This is a genomic window from Rhizobium croatiense, assembly GCF_019793465.1.
Lineage (GTDB): Bacteria > Pseudomonadota > Alphaproteobacteria > Rhizobiales > Rhizobiaceae > Rhizobium > Rhizobium croatiense.
In genome coordinates this window covers 208,415-225,485 of record NZ_JAILYJ010000003.1, presented here as the reverse complement: position 1 = coordinate 225,485, position 17,071 = coordinate 208,415, and the positions used below count along the sequence as shown (strand labels likewise).

Here is a 17,071-nt window from a genome sequence, read left to right as displayed (position 1 = left end):
AGATCCTAGTTCCTTGACGCGGAGAGCCGGAGTTCTACCAAGAGACTATCGCCCTGCCCCATGACATCAAGAGTACGGTTTACGAACCCCATCATGACGCCGGCAAGCCGTGCGCTGCGCGAAGCTGCGGCGTTACGGAGCTTTCGGACAAAACTCGGGGGCGTCTGAGAACTGCCGCTTTCCGACCAGGTATTGGAGGCTTTGCCCTCTTGCCGCTGCTCCTGCGACGTTCTTATTTGCAGCACCGACCACAAATTGGGGGTGATCGTTCTGATGCGCTCGACGTCGTAACCGGATTTTCGCGCAAGCAACGCAAAGGACGTTCGGTTGAAATGGTTCTGATGGTACGGAATGTGCCAGTTTATCCAACGCAACTTCCAGAGCTTGCGATGAAAGGAGCCGGTATTCGGGAAAGCCAACACGACGCGTCCGTCTTGATTGAGACGGGCCTTGAGGGCCGCCAGCATGGCAAGCGGATCGGGAACATGTTCGATGACTTGATTGAGCACGATCAGATCGAATTTCTGATCTGCGAAAGGCACGTCATAGATGTTGCCGATATGAACGCGCAGAGCATATTTTTCGGCTATCGTACGAACGTTCGGATCAGCCTCGATACCCCAGCATTCCACGCCAAGCTTGCGCATCTCCAGAAGAGAGAGACACGAACCGCAGCCGATATCCAGGACCTTCTGCCCCGGCTTGGCGAGATAATGTCCTTGGTTGTCGGTTCCGGCCATCCACCGGCGGAATCCGGCAAGAGGCTTCTCGACCAAAGCAGCCTCTCTTTCCAGCGCATCGAAATCGATCTCCCGGCGTGGATAGTAGTTGCTATAGAGCGCGGGGAGATCCTCTTCCGTCAGCCGCGGCGTCGTCGACATGTGACCACAGGAAACACACCGGTCTATCGAGTAGACGCCCGGGCAGCCATATCGGTCATCGCTGATGCGCTCGATAAAGGTTCGCATCTTCGATCCACATGCGATGCACTGCTGATGCTGGCCGCCGCTCATATCGTTCCTTCCTTTCGTTTCGCCAGTAACCTCCACGTCGAAAACGTGCGACTGCACGAGAAATACGCCATGCGAAGTGGCGCAGTAATGCGTTGTAGCGGCGACCCGACAAGCGAGTAAAAAATAAGACGCTGAAACACGTTGTGCGCCGAACGCCTGCCAAACAAACGCTTCCGCCAGGAAAGGCTGGACGCGTCGTTTCCATATACCGGAGGCGAATAAACGATTGCCTCGCTGCTGACAACCAGTGGTACGCCCGCACGTGCGAAGCGCATGGCAATTTCATAGTCAGCCATGTAGTGCGGCAGCAGGGACGGACGCATGCCGCCATATTTCTTGAACAGGCCGGCAGGGTAGAGCGTTCCTCGACCACTCAGTGCGTCAACGCGATACTGCCTGTTGGGCGACCGCTTTTCCGTCTCACTCAACTCCGAGAGTAAGTCCCACACGGCAAGCCTGTTGACGTTGACCTTGGCCCCGATGCTGACAAGAGGCGGGTCCCGGCCCTCCTCATGGATAACGCTTCCGACTGCGGCCTCGCCATTTTCCTTGGACGTTTGCACCAAAGTTTCTATATAATGATCGCCAAACCACGTATCATTATTCAGAAACAGGATATAATCCTCCGCCCCACAGGACGGCAGTACGTGTTTCAGTCCTTGCTCGATCGCGCCGCCCCACCAAAGGTTGCCGTCGCCTCGTATTTCGACGACGTCATGCTGCGACTGCAGGTATTCCGCCGTTCCATCGGTCGAGCCGTCGTTGACGACTATGATTCTCAATTTGTCTGCTATGCTCTGAGCACGCAGGGAAGCGATCACACGCCTTGTGTGTTCGAGACGATTGAAAACCGGTATCAGGACAAATACGATCATTGCAGTGCGGGCACCTATTGCTTCTGAAGCAAGACAAGATGCGTTTGACCGACCAGTTTGTCTTTGGCGTTTTGAAAAGACGTTGCCATTTGCATTTCCACAATCTTCCCCCCAAGCCTCTTTAGCTCGACGTCACGCTCATTCTGGTAGCCGAACAATCGATAAAGCACGCGATCGAGAAAGCTCGGCTTCCTCGGCGGAGGCGGAGGAGCAAGGAAATTACCCAAATAGGATCTGTAGTGGGCGAAGCGAAGAGGCTCTTGATGGACCTGTTCCAACTTAAGAGAGAACAAAGCCTCCATGTTTTTGAACGCTTTCTTGGAAAAGCCCATTACATGGTGGGGAGGCATATCAAGAAGGACTTTTTCTGCTTCCGTGAAATATCCTTCCGGATCAGGCACTGCGAACAATAGGTAGCCGCCGGGTCGCAAAAGCCTCAAGGACTGTTCGATGAATTCACGTGGCGCAGGCAAATGCTCCAGCACCTCGAACGCCGAAACGATGTCGAAACTACCTTCGCCCAGCGTCGCCATCTCGTCGCTCGTGACATCGAGGCCAATGGCTTTACAATCGGCAATCGCCTGAGGATTGAATTCCAGGCCCTTCACCTCGTAACGATTCTTGATTCGAACGAGGAAATGGCCCTGGCCGCAGCCAACCTCCAACACCTTCTTTATCCCATCGAGGCCGGCGAGAATTTCCGCCGCGACGTCGAATTCCCACTTGTCCTTCTCGTAGTACCAGGAAAAACGGCTCGAAAGTTCGTTGTAGAACTGCCCGTCCCCAGCCAGCTCGGTTGCCGGATCAAAAAATCTCAGGTCACAGTCGAAACACCGAAACTGATGCGCTACGCCCGCGATGCCAAGCCGGCTGAAGGGTTCGAAGCCAAACCCCTTCTGCCAATCGGCTTTCAATGCGTCCACATCGAACCAGCGATGCAATCCGATTTGCCTTCCCGCACACAAAGGGCAGGATTGGGGGTGCTTTTCCAAAGAGCTCATTGTAAATTCTCGCTGATTACGGGCGACTGCAGCGCGCTATCGTATTCCGATCCGTTCAGCACGAACAAATAACCGGATTCTTGCAGGTTCCGATTTTCTCGATCATTTTCGACCGTGGAACAGGACGCTGGAAATTTGGAAACGAGCGTGTAGCTCGACGCCATAAAATTGAGAAATTTGGCTTCGCTGAAAATCCAGGTCGGGATGACGGCCGAAAATATATCAGCCGATACATATTGGCGCGTGAGAACGTCTTGTGGGCGGCTCGAAAACAACGTTCTGTCAAACACGACCATCGGAACCTTTGAGGCTTTCACGGCCTCCAGCATATCGTAAGGCCTCTCGACATATTGGAGGGAACTAGAGAAAAGGACTATGTCCGGGCTCTCCTTCGCCAAGCCTTCGCGCATATCAGAATAGAAGCTGACTTGGCTATCTCGGAATAGATGTTTTCCCTGTTCAACAAATGTCTGTTGCTCGATGATCACCCAGTTCACGCGAGGGACAGCCTGTAGGAATGGTCTGTTCTGGAAATAGGTCGTCCCAAGCCCTCCTCCGAAATCAAGGACATTGAGCGCCCCCCGCGCATGTGAAGCCCATAAAAGAGCAGTTGCGATCGGGAAGGCATATTGCCTTGTCTCGAACGTAATCGAATCCCGCTCGTAGGCCTTGCGTCCATTCAGGACTTCGATCGTGCCATAAGCCACTCTTTGAGCGATGTCCGGGTCTGAATAGCCAGGCGAACCCGCCTTTGCCTCTTCCCAGGTGATAAATTCGCCGATGTAGCCGGTCTGGGTTTGCGAGCCAATCGGTTTCTGGGGCTTGAGAAAGCGGCGCACCAGCGAAAAAAGACGAGCGCGCATATCACCGCACCTTGTCTTGCGAGAGCAGCAGGTTCAGAGGAATCCTTTCGAACTCGTCGAGCTCACCCCCGACGCCTCCATTTATTATCCGGACGCCATTGGCGGATGCGATCATTCCTAGCCGCCGATATTGACGCCAGAGGCGCGCAAGGCTTTGAAATGTATCGTAGTTCGGAGACAGGATCCTCCCATCGGACGTTACCGAGAAATCCGTGCCGGCTTGCGTCTTCAAATCGAAGGCATATGTATAATATCCGCTCCGCCAGCTGTCGTGATCGGCGCCGAGCAGGACGATACTCTTGAAGCCCATATGCATGGCGATCATCAAGGCCAAGACCGGCACGGAATCGACGCGCGGTATCGGCTTTGCGACATCGATGATCGAAGTATCGCCGATTTCGTCGAAATTCGTCCGAAGGGCCACGTAACGCACTTTCCGGCCGGCAAACAGCTTACGCTCCGCGACAATCTGAGCTTCCGTTTCGTTTAGAAACAGCTCTGCCTCGCCCAGATTTTCGTGCATCTCGGCGAACCAGCGTGCAACCTGATCCTCGGTCATCGTGCCATAGGTAATCTGCGGAACTACGTGATACTTCGGTGCGAAGCGCATAAAGTCGGCATGAAGATAGCCATTCGACACGCTTATTACCGTTTCTCCCTCAAGCGCCGTCAGATCCAGAGCCTTCACGCTCGGCCCGTTGGCCAAGACAAAGCAGCGCTGGCCTCGGTGGCATCCCGCCAGTTCCCGATTGGCCTTCAAAGCCCGCAATATGGGTTCCGAGAGTTCGATACGCTGTCGGTGCCTGCGCCTCAACTCATGCACACCATATGGAAGCAGCATGGAGGCGAAGGTGATGACCTTTCTCAAGGCTGCAGCCACTTCACCACCTCGAAGACTTCGGCATATTTTACACCGATGCGCTGGCCGGCGTTCTCGGCTTCATTGCGGAAGAAGCTCACCCATTTCCGTCCTGTGCGCTCCATTTCGGATTCATGGGCAAGGATCGCCTTTTCCTTCTGCTCCCAGTGAGAGGTGATGTCGACGTAGAAATTCCCCCGGAAATCGACCGTCGAATGATACCAGTTGCTGCGATACATCAGAAGGCGCGGCACATGGCGGCAGCTGTGCAGCGATGCCCGCGACAAGGCAAGATGGTCGTGGTGAATGTCTCCGACCCAGTGGGTGTAGACCATGTCGATCTTCAGGTCCTGCACTAGCTTGAGGATCTCGATATTCAGCGGATCGACGAATTCGATCTGCAGCGTCTTGAACTCGCCGCAAAACATCTTGTGGACGCCGAGAATTTCCATCGCGGCATCCGCTTCGGCTCTGGCGACCTGGCTGCTGCGGACGGACTGGTCATACTGATTGGAAAAACCGGATACGGTTGCAACATAGACGTAAACCGTGTCGCCGTTTGCCGCATGGCGTGCCAATGCACCGCCACAGCCTAGTTCCACGTCGTCAAAATGGGCACCGATCGCGAGAATATTCATTTGCAACTCCAGAGCAGGTCACGCGTGCCTGCAATACCACAATTCAGCAGTGTGTCGAGGATACTGAGATAGGGCATGAATTCGCCGAACGGCTGTGGATAAACTGGATGGACGAAATGCTGCCATTCTATTTCGATTCCGGCTGCCTCGAATAGTTCCGGCTGCATATAGCCGCGCGCGCCGAGTCCCGAGAGATAACGTGTTGCTCCCACCTTGCGCAGCAGTTCGATAAGCAATTCGTTCTTATGCCCCTCCGGGCTTAAGGTGCTCGACCGCACTGTCGGCATCGTGATTTGAAGCATATCCAGGATGCCGTCGAGGAAATGCATGTTGAAATCGGCCAGCAGATCGAACCGCTTGCCGTAGAGAGCCTCGATGCGCGGAAACACCTCGCTCCAACCGGCGGACTTCCGATAGTTTTCCCGAAGCAGGGAAAGGTTCTGGTCGATCCAACCGCTGCCCGGCGCCAATTCCACCTCGTTGATCGGCGTGCCGAAAGTCGGCTTCCTGATTCCGACGGTGAGCCAGCGGTCGCCTTGTGCCGTCTTTATCTTGTCACGATGCGTCCAGCTCTTGCTCGTGCCATGGACGAACTGAACGTGATCCAGAACGATGTAGAGGTCGGCGTTGAGGAAACGCTGAAAAAAGCCGAGATATGAAGCGAAATCCGGCTGATGAATAACCGCTGTCATGGTCATGCAGCCAGTCTTTCCAGCAAATCGGCAACGCGGCCGACCCCGCCGAGGTCGACCTTGGTCATGGCCGTCTGGCTCATGGTCCTGATGGGGATCGGCTTTTCCAGGATGCCGAGATCGAATGCGGAGTGATGTCCGGCAAAGAATGCTGCCCCCAATTGTTCAAGAGCCCGGCCGACCGGGATTTCGAAAGGTTCATTGGCGATCACCACGCAGGGCAGGCCGGCCGCACAGGCTTCGAAGGGCGTAACGCCGCCACCGGTAATCGCCAGGTCGTGCCGATACATCTCTGCCGCAAGCGAGGGCACCTGGCTCAGCAGTTTGAACCGGTCCGGCGCGGATGTCGAGACGACCTCTTCAAGCTCCCCCATGTGCTGGAAGCTTGGGCCCGTGACGATGGTGACCGGAAAAGGCTTGCTGCTCAGCCATTTGGCGACGCGGACCGTGACGCCATAGGTATCGGCGCCCCCGAGCGTGACGAGTATCGATGCAAGGCCTTGCCGCACTCTGCGATATCTCTCTATTTCAGGGTTGAGTATCATGTACTCCACCCCCGGCCTCACATCCTTGCCCCTTAGATCCTCCGTCTTTTCGAAAAGGAGAGCGCAGATGTTGACGTCGGCGAGTTCCGCGCCGTCGCCGCGATCATCAAAAGTGACGAGTTTGGCGCCCAAACCCTTGATCGTTTCGCTGTGAGATCGCCGCGTATTCAGACGGTCATTGATCCAGATCGGTGACGGACCGGCGGGGTCGACGAAAGCATCCTCCCATCCTGTGACGGCGGCGAGATCGTAAAGCGCGACATCAAAGCCGCGCTCCCGAATGATTCTCAGCGAATTCGGATGATCATTCGCCAGGAAACGCACCAAATGACCGCGCGAACGCAGTTCGGTGGCGAGCGTCAACGACCGAAACAAATGCCCCATGCCGCGTGCATGCGAACTCTCTATGCAGAAGACGAACATAGTCTGATCGCTTCCTCTGTCCCAAGCCAGGTACCCCCCGCCTGCGCGGCGAGCGCACAAGCACGTCTCCAGTCTTCCTCGGTATCCACCGTCAGGCGCAGGTTCGGAGAGACTTTGGCCGAGGGAATATCGAGCTGGCCGATCTTGAAGAGCTCGGGCCGATCGGTGAAGTATTCGTTCACATGTTCGCGATGGTGCGGCAGCTTTCCCTCGCGATGACTGCGCGACAGGGCTTCGAACGTAAATATCTCGGCGCCGACGCCAATCGGCAACTGGCCGAACGCGTGCGTGTAGTCGAATCCCTGCTTCTGGTGCAGGTCGATCAGCCTCTCCAGTTCCTCGATATCAGTGAACGGATTATCGGCGGTCAATCGCACGATATCAGACATTCCAAGCGACCTTGCACATTGGAAATAGCGATCGAGAACATCGGCTTCGTCGCCGCGAAAGCAGCTTACGCCGTGCTCGAGGCACCAGGCTTCGATAACATCGTTCTCGCCGGCCGATGATGTCGCAACGACGACTTTGGCCGGCCGCTTCAACATCTGAAGCCTGCCAAGAGCATGCCCGAGCAGGGGCTTGCCGGAAATGTCGCGAAGGACTTTTCCAGGTAGCCGCGTCGATCCCATCCGCGCCTGGATGATGATCCCAAGCGTCACGCCAGATCGCTCCACTGCAGGACGGCGTCGCCGTCGAGATCCCTGATCACCCGTCGCCCGGCGAGAGTTTCGAGATGTTTGGGCTCGATCCCCGTCCCCGGCCGCTTCACCGAGATGTCACCGGCGGAGATGACATCACCGGCTTTGAGCGGTCGATTGAGAACGACGCTCTTGCGGTTGTTCAGCCTGGTGGTCGCCTCGCTTGCAGCCGGCTCCTTGCGGCCACTGCCTTTCATGATCTCGAACGCGCGTATCGCATCCACAAGCCATTTCATCTCCGCTGGATCAGCCGAAAGCATATGATCAGGACCGTCGGCGGCCTTGTCGTAGGTGAAATGCCGCTCGATGACGCGGGCCCCCATTGCGACCGCACAAAGGCTTGCGACAGGGTTCAATGTATGGTCGGAATAGCCAACGTCGAGATCCGGAAAGACCTCCATCATCGTTTGCATTGCGCCCAGGTTCACATTTTCCGGATGCGTGGGATAGCTTGTAATCGCATGCAGCAGAATGAGCTTGTCGTTGCCGGCTTCCTTGATTGCTGCGACGGATTCCCGAACTTCTTCGAGCGTCGACATCCCCGTCGACAGGATAATGGGCTTACCCGTTTTTGCCAGATAGCGGAGAAAGGGGATGTTGACCGCATCGTCCGAACCGACCTTGTGGGCGCCAACTCCACACTTCTCGAGCAGGTCGACATCGGTTTCGTGGGACGGTGACGAAAACCAGTCCAGCCCATGCTCCTCCGCATAGCGGAAAACCGCTTCATGAAGCTCGTGTCCGATTTCATATTTACGGAAAAGCTCGAATTGCGAGGTAACGCCGGTGTTTTCCATATCGAACATGGCATTCCGGCTCGACAATGTTTCGGCCCGATAGGTCTGGAGTTTGACGGCATCCACCCCTGACGCCTTTGCCTCGTCGATCAGGCGCTTTGCCTGATCAAACGTCGTAAAGTTGCCGCCGATCTCGGCTATGATATAGCAGCGATCAGGCCGGTAGTTGCGGAACATTCGTCACTCCCTGTAATTCACGAGCGGCAAAATTACCTGGCGTCCTGGTGGATGCCGCGGCCCAATCTGCCGTCTATCGCCCGATTTCCTGGTTCCGGTCGACGTAATTCCGGACAATGACCTGTCTGCCGCAAATCTGTGCGGTTTCGTCGTTGGTCTCTCTCGGCAGGTAGCACCTGCGGCAGACATCGCTCTTCAGGAAGCCCTGCGGTTCCTTGTGCAGAGCACGGACGGCGTTCATTTTTTCCCCGTGCCATATCTGATGCACGGTTTCGGTGTTCGCGTCGCCGATAACCTCGCGATTTTCTTCGTCGTTCGAGCACTTCATGACCAATCCGTCGGCACCGATCACCAGGCGCTGGTATTGCTGCGGGCAGGTGAAGTTGTCGAGATAGGCGATGTCTGAATCGTTGCCGAGGTAATCGATCAGCGGATTGAAGGCGACCAGATCCACGTGGGGCGCAAAGGTATCGTAATAGAGATCGGGGTTTTCGCGGATCGCCGGCCAGATGCCCTGTACCTTGATAACAGGACGGTGGAGACCGCGCTCGTCTTTGTATTTCTTTATGTCTTTGATCTTGTCGAGCAGGGCTTCGAACTTGATCGGCTTGCGTATCTTCTCGTAGGTCTCACCGGTGCCGTCGATCGAAACGGTGATCCAGTCGATCCCGGCATCGACAAGCTGGGCGAAATAGTCTCTGTTGAGCTTGAAGCCGTGCGTGAGTGTCGAGACTTCCTTGATGCCGTGGTCTTTGGCATAGCGCACGCAGTCGGCGAAGCGCTTGTGCAGGGTGGCTTCGCCGCGCAGCGACAGGCGGATCGCCGGAACCTTGCCGCCAATCTCGTCGATAATGCGGCAGTAGAGGTCCCAGTCCATCCGGGTGGTGTTGACGCTCTTCTTGAACTCGTCGCTGATCGTATAGCACATCGGGCAGCGCAGATTGCAGATCGAGGCCAGCTCGAGATCAACCAGCAGCGGATAATCCGAAACCTGCTGGTTCAGGGCATATTCCGACCACTTGCGACGGTAATCCGCGTATTCGGCTTCCCAACCCTCGCCACGGTATCTGTCGAACGCGGCTTCGCGCTCGTCCGTGTCCATCGAGTAGTTGCCTTTGTTGATCGGAACGTAACGCTCGTTCAATTTACGACTCCTTCATCAGTTCGCGGATGCCGGCCGGCAGATCCCATTCCGGCCGCCATCCAAGAACAGCGCGAGCCCTTGTAATATCGGCCCGCACGTCAGGTATTTCATTCCGCCGAACGGCGCAAGATGACACTACAGGTAGAGCAGTGCCGGCGGCCTCTTGCAAGATATCGATTATTTCCTGCACCGAATACGACCTGCCGGAGCCGATATTGATGCAGTGGTAACCTTCCGGAACGTCCATGGCCTTGGCGAAGGCACTCAGGACATCGTCAACGAAGACGTAGTCCCGCCGCGGACTGAGGTCCATGACCTGTATGTCCTGCTTCGCCCGTATCCGGTTCAGAAGTGTCGGTATCAGGAACTCCGGGCGCTGCCCAGCCCCATATATATTGAAAAGGCGCAATACCACGACCGGTATTTGCTCATGTGTGGCAGCGAACTCACAGAGTTGTTCGGCAAGATGCTTGGAAAGCGCATAAGGGTTATTCGGCCTGACCGGATCGCTTTCCTGGATCGGCAGTCGCTCCGGCACTCCATACACATAGGCGCTTGCGAATACGAGCTTGGCCTTGTGCCGCTTGCACCAGTTCAGAGCATGCTGCGTACCGAGAACATTGGCGGCCATGAAGCTCGGGCCTTGCGTCCAACTGTCGGGAACGAATGTCCTGCCTGCCAGATGAAACAGCGTGCCGGCAGCGGGAAGCTCCTGCCACATCCCCTCTCCGCTTATATCACCATGCGTTCGGTCAACCGCAAGCACATCGACGCCGGCCTGTTTAAGCCGCTCAACCAGACGCTTCCCGAGAAAGCCGCCAGCACCGGTGACGATGGCATCAACCATTCAAGAACCTGGACTGCATGGTTTCGAACTGCTCGATCGCCAAGGCATAATCGTCAGGGCGTCCGATATCGAGCCAATAGCCCGCAAAATCGCGAACAGTGGCCGGCTTTCCTACCGCTAGAAGATCGAGCATCAACTGGTCAAAGCCGTAGGCGCCGCGTTGCGGTATGTGTTCGACGGCTCCCGACGACACCATATAGACGCCCATGCTGACCTTGTATTCAGCCGTCGGCTTCTCGCGAAACCCGGTCAGCAGCCCACTCTCGCTGGTGTCGAGAACGCCGTAATCGATGCGATGCTGGCGTGTCTTGGACGAAATCGTGAATATATTCCCGTCGCGGACATGCGCGTCATGAAAATCGGCATAGTTCAGGTCGGTGAGAATATCCCCGTTCATGACAAGGAAATTCTCCGGCAGATCCTTGATCAGCCGCAGCGGTCCCATGGTGCCAAGCGGTTCGTCCTCGAGCGAATAATCGATGCGCACGCCCCATTTGTCGCCATCCTGGAAAAACGCCTTGATCAGCTCGGCCTGGTGGTTGACGGCAAGCGTTATGTGCTGAAAGCCACCTGCTATCAGCTGACGGATGATGACCTCGAGAATGGGATAGTCGCCGATCGGCATCAGCGGCTTTGGAAGCACGACGGTGTAAGGCCGCAGCCGCGTTCCCATTCCGCCCGCCAGAATGACCGCGCGTCTAGACATTGAAGATATCCGCCTTGTATCTCGCCAGATTCTGCGGCTGACGCAGCCATTCGACGGTCGCCTTCAGACCTTCTTCCAAGCTATAGCGGGACGAAAATCCCGTCAGAGACTTGATCAGGCTGTTGTCGCAGCACAAACGTTCCACTTCGCTGTTTACAGGACGCAACCGCTGTTCGTCGCATTCGATCTCCACGCTGACGCCGATGATGTCTGCGATCAGCCGAACGGTATCGCCGATCGATATCTCGCTGCCGGAGCCGATATTGACCGTCTGGCCGACGGCTTCGTCGCAGGCCGCGAGGGCGAGAAAACCGTCACACGTATCCTGAACGAAGTTGAAATCCCGCGTGGGTGAGAGCGCCCCAAGTTTCAGCGTCGTCCGTCCGCTGAGAAGCTGTGAGATCACCGTCGGAATAACTGCTCTCGCCGATTGTCTCGGTCCGTACGTGTTGAAAGGCCGTGCGATCGTCACCGGCAGATCGAAGCTCGAATGATAGCTGTAGGCAATCGCGTCGGCGCCGATTTTGGACGCCGAATAGGGCGACTGCGCCTGCAGGGGATGGCTTTCGCTGATCGGCACAAAACGCGCCGTGCCGTAGACTTCGCTCGTCGAGGTCTGGATCACTCTTCCGACGCCGGCGTCGAGGGCTCCTTGCAGGACGTTCAGCGTCCCATGCACATTGGTGTCAACGTAGCTTGAGGGAGCCTGATAGGAATAGGGAATCGCGATCAGAGCTGCGAGGTGAAAGATCGTGTCGACGCCTTTGGCGACGGAGCGCATCTGCGAGGGATCGCGGACGTCTCCGAGGATCACCTCGAATTTGCCGCGGTATTCGGACTGATCGAGCCAGCCCCAGCTGGAAAACGAGTTGTACTGGCAGAGCGCGCGGACTTCGACGCCCGATCTGACCAGCGTCTCGACAAGATGAGAGCCGATGAACCCATCTGCTCCGGTGACAAGCGCCTTCTTCATTTCAAAACACCTTCAGAATCGCGCTGGAAGACCTTCTCAACCTCCCAAGGCAACTGTATCGCCGAAATCGACGGCTTCCGCTGTTGACCGAGCATCTGGATAATTCCGACATTGTCCTCCACGTCAAACCGAATACCCTCGGCGACGGAATATATCGAGAAGCGACTCGATATGCCGAGTCGCAGGTAGAAGGTGCCTGTGTTGAGGAGAAGCCCGGGAAACCTGACACGGGCTCGATAGTAGCCGGCCGGCCGGGTCTCCAAGCGCCCAATGTCGAGCTCGGGATCGGAAAGGCTGACGAGGGGAGTATAGCCATCCTCCATCATGACCTGCATCCCGACCGAGAGGCCGGAAAGAGGCTCCCTCAACTCGTACTCGACCTCGACGGAGAATCCCTTCGACAGTTCCAGCGTTCCCGAAACCTCGTCCTTCTCGTTCAGGACTGCGACACGGCATATGACCGCCTTCCCGTCGACGTCCTCGGGATTGACCGCGTAAGTCGCCGTGCCGCCGAATTCAGGGCGATCGAGATAGGCTTTTATCACATCTGCAGTATCGCCCATTGCCGCGACCTTGCCATCGGCCATCAAAATCGACTTCGGGCAGATGCTGCTTATCGCGGTCATATTGTGGCTGACGAAGATGATCGTTCGGCCAGCCTTCGTCACCTCCTGCATGCGGCCCATACATTTGTTCTGGAAGTTGACGTCGCCGACGGCCAGGACCTCGTCGACCAGGAGAATTTCCGGCTCAAGATGCGCCGCCACGGAGAAAGCCAGACGAACGTACATTCCAGAGGAATATCGCTTCACCGGCGTGTCGATAAATTCACCGATTTCGGCAAATTCGACGATCTCCTCGAATTTAGATCTGACCTCCGCACGACTCATGCCAAGGATGGCGCCGTTGAGATAGACGTTCTCTCGACCGGTGAGCTCTGGATGAAATCCGGTGCCAACCTCAAGCAGGCTGGCAATTCTGCCCCGAATACCGATGAAACCCGAATTGGGCATGGTGATACGTGACATTACTTTTAGCAGCGTGGATTTTCCGGCTCCGTTCCTGCCGATAATTCCGACGATCTCGCCATGCCCGACCTCGAAGGAAACATCATCAAGTGCATAGAAGATGTCGCCCTTCAGCCGCGCCTGTCTGCCCCGGTCAGACGTAAAGTCTGATACCGAAACATTCGGGTCGGGGAGATTGCGCCACTTCGCCCACCAACTCTGAAGATCACGATAAAGGGTGCCGTGGTTGATCACGCCGAGACGATATAGCTTGCTGACATGCTCAGCTCGAATAACGACATCGTTCATCAGACGGTATCCATCGCGTTGGCTTCCGCACGCGAGAAAAGTGCCAGGCCGCATAGGGTGATCGCAACGGTCACTGCCAGATTGGCAAGATAGAGACCGACAGGCAAAGCAGAAACGTCAAATAGCGCCCAGCGGAAGGTCTGAACCGGCATCGTCATTGGATTGAGATAATAGAACCAATGATATTGCTCAGGGATTTGGCTGAATGGATATACGATCGGAGTCGCATACATCCAGAGCTGCGTCATAAATCCGACGGCGTAGACGAGATCGCGGAAACGAACCGTGAGGGCAGATACGACGAGCCCGGCGCCCACACCCAGCACCGCAATGTAGAGCAATATCAGTGGCGTCAAAAACAGAAACCGATAGCTCAATGCCAGGTCTGGATACGCGAACTTGATGCCGAAGGCGACTATCAGCAACAGCAGGAACTGGATCGCAAACGCGACAAGGCCGCTCATCGCGACGGATAGCGGCACCACAAGCCTGGGGAAATAAACCTTTCCGAAAAGATTGGCATTCTTGGAGAAGACTTCGGAATTATTGGTCAGGCACGCAGCAAAGTAACTCCAGATGATCGTGCCCGACATGTAGAACAAGAAAGGCGGAAGGCCATCCGTGGAAAGATTGGCTATCTTTCCGAACACGACATAATAGGTCATGGCCGTCAATGACGGTTGAATGATGTACCAGACCGGCCCCAAAACGGTTTGCTTGTAAAATGTCGTGAAATCCCGCTTGAAGAACATCCAGATGAGATCGCGATAGCGCCAGACGAGCCTAAGATCCGGTGCGCTGCCCTTTGATGGCTTGATAATGATATCCCAATCTTCCTCGTGTGCGGAGGCCGATCCCTTCAGGTGCTCTGTCATGCCGCCAACTTCAGCTTTTCCGGGAGCGTGGCAAGCAATCTGCAGACGCGCTCGATTTCGTCGTTGCTATGCCCCGCCGATATAGGCAGGCTGAGCTCGGTGGCATGCAGTTCATCGGCAATGGGGTAATCGCCGGAAAGAATGCCTTGCATCGCCTTCTGCCGATGCGGCGGTATCGGATAATGCACCTCGGTCTTGACCCCGTTATCGAGCAGCCATTGGCGCAACTCGTCGCGGGCCGGGTGACGTATCCCGAAGATATGAAATACGTCATACTCGGCAGATCGACGAAGCGGTTGCGCGAGCCATTTGGGCAGGTTGGCAAAATAGATATCGGCCAATGCCCGCTTATGTGCAGTCACCTGCTCGAGGTGACGCAGTTTGACCCGCAGGAATGCCGCCTGCATTTCATCAAGCCTGGAATTCACGCCGACATAGACGTTTTCGTACTTTTTCTTCGAACCATAATTGCGCATATGCCTGAGGCGATCGGCGAACGCATCATCGTCCGTGACGATCGCGCCAGCATCTCCCAGGGCGCCGAGGTTCTTGGTCGGATAGAAGCTGAAGCAGCCGGCAATTCCAAAGGTTCCCGTCAGCTTGCCGTCATAGCGCGCGCCGTGAGACTGGGCGCAATCCTCGATCACCTGCAAGCCATGCTCGCGCGCAAATGCTGTGATCTCCGTCATCCGGCAGGCCTTGCCGAAAAGATGCGTCACACATATTGCCCGCGTGTTGCGTGTCAGCGCCGCGGGAAGTCGCTCCGGATCAATATTGAACGTTTCGCGTTCCGGCTCCACCAGAACGGGTTTGTGGCCGGCGCGAAGAATTGCCAGTATGGTGGCTATATAGGTGTTGGAGGCAACCATTATTTCGCTGCCCTTCGCCAGGTCGAGCGCTTCGATCGACAGGATCAGCGCATCCAGGCCATTGGCCACGCCGATGCAATGTTTGCTTTCCGCAAAGGCGGCGAATTCGGCTTCGAATGAGGAGACCTCATTCCCAAGTATGTACCAACCGGAGCGAATGACGCGGGATGCAACCGCCTCCAACTCTTCCATTAGCGCGCGGTTGGCCTGCGCAAGACTTTCATACTCAATCATCTCAGGGCCGTTCATAGGGGGTGTCGATGTAGTCGTCCTTATCATACCCGTGAGAGGCAAAAACGAGCAGGATCGAACCGGGACCGAAGGTCATTTCGTGCCAGTCCCTTGGCTCTACCAGGAGGCACTGGTCCGGTGACGACAAGGTGATCTCTTCCCTGGCTTTTCCATCGTCCATCAAAACCATCACGCTTCCCGAAATCGCCACCAACGCCTGCCGGGTCCGGTGATGACGATGGCCGCCGCGTGTATATCCGTCGGCACCATAGATCCAGAAGCTCCGGACGACCGGAAATGGCAATATTCCGTCCATGACGGTCAGCGCGCCTCGTCCGTCGGACATCGTCTTTAACGTAAGCAGGGTAAAAGCAGACAATATTGGTTTTCCAGTTTTGCGGGTTCAGCCGGGCGGGAAATGCGGAGCTGGTTCCCTCACCAGGCTGATGAGGTATCGACCGTAAGAGCTCTTTTCAAGTGGAGCGGCCAGCCTTAGCAACTGCTCGGCATCTATGTATTCCAAATGAAAGGCGATTTCTTCGGGGCAAGCAATCTTCAGTCCCTGGCGCCGCTCGATGGTGGCAATGAACTGGCTGGCTTCAAGGAGCGAATCGTGCGTGCCCGTATCGAGCCAGGCGTGCCCTCTCCCCAGAACGGCAACGTTCAGCCTGCCGGCCGACAAATAATGCCGATTGATATCGGTAATTTCGGTTTCACCGCGCGGCGATGGCTTCAAACCGGCAGCAATGTCAACCACGTCATTGTCGTAGAAATATAAACCCGTCACCGCATAAGAAGAGCGGGGCCTGGATGGCTTTTCTTCCAGGCTGAGGACTTTGCCCTGACCGTCAAACTCCACCACCCCATACCGTTCGGGATCGTGGACTTTATACGCAAAGATCGTCGCTTCGTCCGATCTCGCACAAGCCGCGGATAAATCGTGGGTCAGGAGGTTTCCGTAAAAGATATTGTCTCCCAGCACGAGGGCGGTTGCCTCTCGCCCGATGAATTCCCTGCCGATCGAGAATGCCTGGGGAATTCCGTCCGGCGCGGCCTGCACGGCATATTGAAGATTCAATCCCCATTGGGCGCCGTCACCCAGCAGCTGTTCAAACCGTGGGGTGTCCTGCGGCGTCGAGATAATCAGGATATCCCGGATACCTGCAAGCATCAGCGTTGACAGCGGATAGTAGATCATCGGCTTGTCAAAAACCGGAAGAAGTTGCTTCGAAATGGCGAGGGTCGCGGGATGGAGCCGAGTGCCTGAGCCACCGGCGAGCAATATACCTTTGCGCAGCTTATTCTTCGAAGACAAGAGACCTCCTGCAACTCGTAAATCCGCGCGCACCCACGAGCCTCGTGATGATGATCGCTGTTTGACACTGCTCACTACAGATAGATCGATCGGCATGCAATGCACTTACCGAGACGGGAAACAGTCTAATCGCGCATCAATCCAGCATTGATCAAGGATAATCCGCAGTACTGGATTGCGACGCCGCCTTTCCGTCTGCTACGGGTTGGCCAGA

19 protein-coding genes are annotated in these 17,071 nt (G+C 56.1%); all 19 read right to left on the bottom strand.

Features of this window, described 5'->3' with window-relative positions; all coding sequences use genetic code 11:
* Positions 1–5: 5 nt before the first annotated feature.
* The 19 genes from K6M89_RS06720 to rfbA all read right to left on the bottom strand — a co-directional run bounded on the left by K6M89_RS06720 (position 6) and on the right by rfbA (position 16,857).
* On the bottom strand, positions 6–1,013 hold the full coding sequence (locus K6M89_RS06720) for a class I SAM-dependent methyltransferase (RefSeq protein ID WP_222138857.1): 1,008 nt from the start codon (positions 1,011–1,013) through the stop codon (positions 6–8).
* A complete protein-coding gene (locus K6M89_RS06715) occupies positions 1,010–1,888 on the bottom strand; it encodes a glycosyltransferase family 2 protein (RefSeq protein ID WP_222138856.1) in 879 nt (292 codons plus the stop codon). The genes K6M89_RS06720 and K6M89_RS06715 overlap by 4 nt, the downstream gene beginning before the upstream one ends.
* A 14-nt stretch (positions 1,889–1,902) precedes the next feature.
* On the bottom strand, positions 1,903–2,889 hold the full coding sequence (locus tag K6M89_RS06710; protein WP_222138855.1) for a class I SAM-dependent methyltransferase: 987 nt from the start codon (positions 2,887–2,889) through the stop codon (positions 1,903–1,905).
* Positions 2,886–3,752 carry a methyltransferase, TIGR04325 family gene (locus K6M89_RS06705; RefSeq protein ID WP_222138854.1) on the bottom strand — a complete coding sequence of 289 codons (867 nt, stop codon included), beginning with the start codon at positions 3,750–3,752 and terminating at the stop codon, positions 2,886–2,888. The genes K6M89_RS06710 and K6M89_RS06705 overlap by 4 nt, the downstream gene beginning before the upstream one ends.
* A 1-nt stretch (position 3,753) precedes the next feature.
* Positions 3,754–4,632, bottom strand: coding sequence for a hypothetical protein (locus K6M89_RS06700; RefSeq protein ID WP_222138853.1), 879 nt, complete (start codon positions 4,630–4,632; stop codon positions 3,754–3,756).
* A complete protein-coding gene (locus K6M89_RS06695) occupies positions 4,617–5,249 on the bottom strand; it encodes a PIG-L deacetylase family protein (protein WP_088395293.1) in 633 nt (210 codons plus the stop codon). Before K6M89_RS06695 ends, K6M89_RS06700 begins: the two co-directional genes overlap by 16 nt.
* Positions 5,246–5,947 (bottom strand): WbqC family protein, encoded by a 702-nt coding sequence (locus K6M89_RS06690; protein WP_222138852.1) that lies wholly within the window; start codon positions 5,945–5,947, stop codon positions 5,246–5,248. The genes K6M89_RS06695 and K6M89_RS06690 overlap by 4 nt, the downstream gene beginning before the upstream one ends.
* A complete protein-coding gene (locus tag K6M89_RS06685) occupies positions 5,944–6,909 on the bottom strand; it encodes a PseG/SpsG family protein (protein WP_222138851.1) in 966 nt (321 codons plus the stop codon). Before K6M89_RS06685 ends, K6M89_RS06690 begins: the two co-directional genes overlap by 4 nt.
* Positions 6,891–7,568: a cytidylyltransferase domain-containing protein gene (locus K6M89_RS06680; RefSeq protein ID WP_222138850.1), complete on the bottom strand. Its 678-nt coding sequence runs from the start codon at positions 7,566–7,568 to the stop codon at positions 6,891–6,893. Before K6M89_RS06680 ends, K6M89_RS06685 begins: the two co-directional genes overlap by 19 nt.
* Complete coding sequence (locus K6M89_RS06675; RefSeq protein ID WP_222138849.1) at positions 7,565–8,581, bottom strand: N-acetylneuraminate synthase family protein; 1,017 nt, start codon at positions 8,579–8,581, stop codon at positions 7,565–7,567. The genes K6M89_RS06680 and K6M89_RS06675 overlap by 4 nt, the downstream gene beginning before the upstream one ends.
* Before the next feature lie 73 nt (positions 8,582–8,654).
* Positions 8,655–9,725: a radical SAM/SPASM domain-containing protein gene (locus tag K6M89_RS06670; RefSeq protein ID WP_222138848.1), complete on the bottom strand. Its 1,071-nt coding sequence runs from the start codon at positions 9,723–9,725 to the stop codon at positions 8,655–8,657.
* A 1-nt stretch (position 9,726) separates the two neighbouring features.
* Positions 9,727–10,572: an NAD-dependent epimerase/dehydratase family protein gene (locus tag K6M89_RS06665; protein ID WP_222138847.1), complete on the bottom strand. Its 846-nt coding sequence runs from the start codon at positions 10,570–10,572 to the stop codon at positions 9,727–9,729.
* The gene (locus tag K6M89_RS06660; RefSeq protein WP_222138846.1) at positions 10,565–11,278 is read right to left on the bottom strand and encodes a sugar phosphate nucleotidyltransferase; all 714 of its coding nucleotides are present in this window, start codon (positions 11,276–11,278) and stop codon (positions 10,565–10,567) included. Before K6M89_RS06660 ends, K6M89_RS06665 begins: the two co-directional genes overlap by 8 nt.
* Positions 11,271–12,251, bottom strand: a complete 981-nt coding sequence (locus K6M89_RS06655) for an NAD-dependent 4,6-dehydratase LegB (RefSeq protein ID WP_222138845.1) — start codon at positions 12,249–12,251, stop codon at positions 11,271–11,273. The genes K6M89_RS06660 and K6M89_RS06655 overlap by 8 nt, the downstream gene beginning before the upstream one ends.
* On the bottom strand, positions 12,248–13,567 hold the full coding sequence (locus tag K6M89_RS06650; RefSeq protein ID WP_222138844.1) for an ABC transporter ATP-binding protein: 1,320 nt from the start codon (positions 13,565–13,567) through the stop codon (positions 12,248–12,250). The genes K6M89_RS06655 and K6M89_RS06650 overlap by 4 nt, the downstream gene beginning before the upstream one ends.
* Positions 13,567–14,442, bottom strand: a complete 876-nt coding sequence (locus K6M89_RS06645) for an ABC transporter permease (RefSeq protein ID WP_222138843.1) — start codon at positions 14,440–14,442, stop codon at positions 13,567–13,569. Before K6M89_RS06645 ends, K6M89_RS06650 begins: the two co-directional genes overlap by 1 nt.
* Positions 14,439–15,545 carry a DegT/DnrJ/EryC1/StrS family aminotransferase gene (locus K6M89_RS06640; RefSeq protein ID WP_222139028.1) on the bottom strand — a complete coding sequence of 369 codons (1,107 nt, stop codon included), beginning with the start codon at positions 15,543–15,545 and terminating at the stop codon, positions 14,439–14,441. Before K6M89_RS06640 ends, K6M89_RS06645 begins: the two co-directional genes overlap by 4 nt.
* Position 15,546: 1 nt before the next feature.
* Positions 15,547–15,921, bottom strand: coding sequence for a sugar 3,4-ketoisomerase (locus tag K6M89_RS06635; RefSeq protein ID WP_096764889.1), 375 nt, complete (start codon positions 15,919–15,921; stop codon positions 15,547–15,549).
* Positions 15,922–15,945: 24 nt separating this feature from the next.
* The gene (gene rfbA, locus K6M89_RS06630) at positions 15,946–16,857 is read right to left on the bottom strand and encodes a glucose-1-phosphate thymidylyltransferase RfbA (RefSeq protein ID WP_222138842.1); all 912 of its coding nucleotides are present in this window, start codon (positions 16,855–16,857) and stop codon (positions 15,946–15,948) included.
* Between the last annotated feature and the right edge of the window lie 214 nt (positions 16,858–17,071).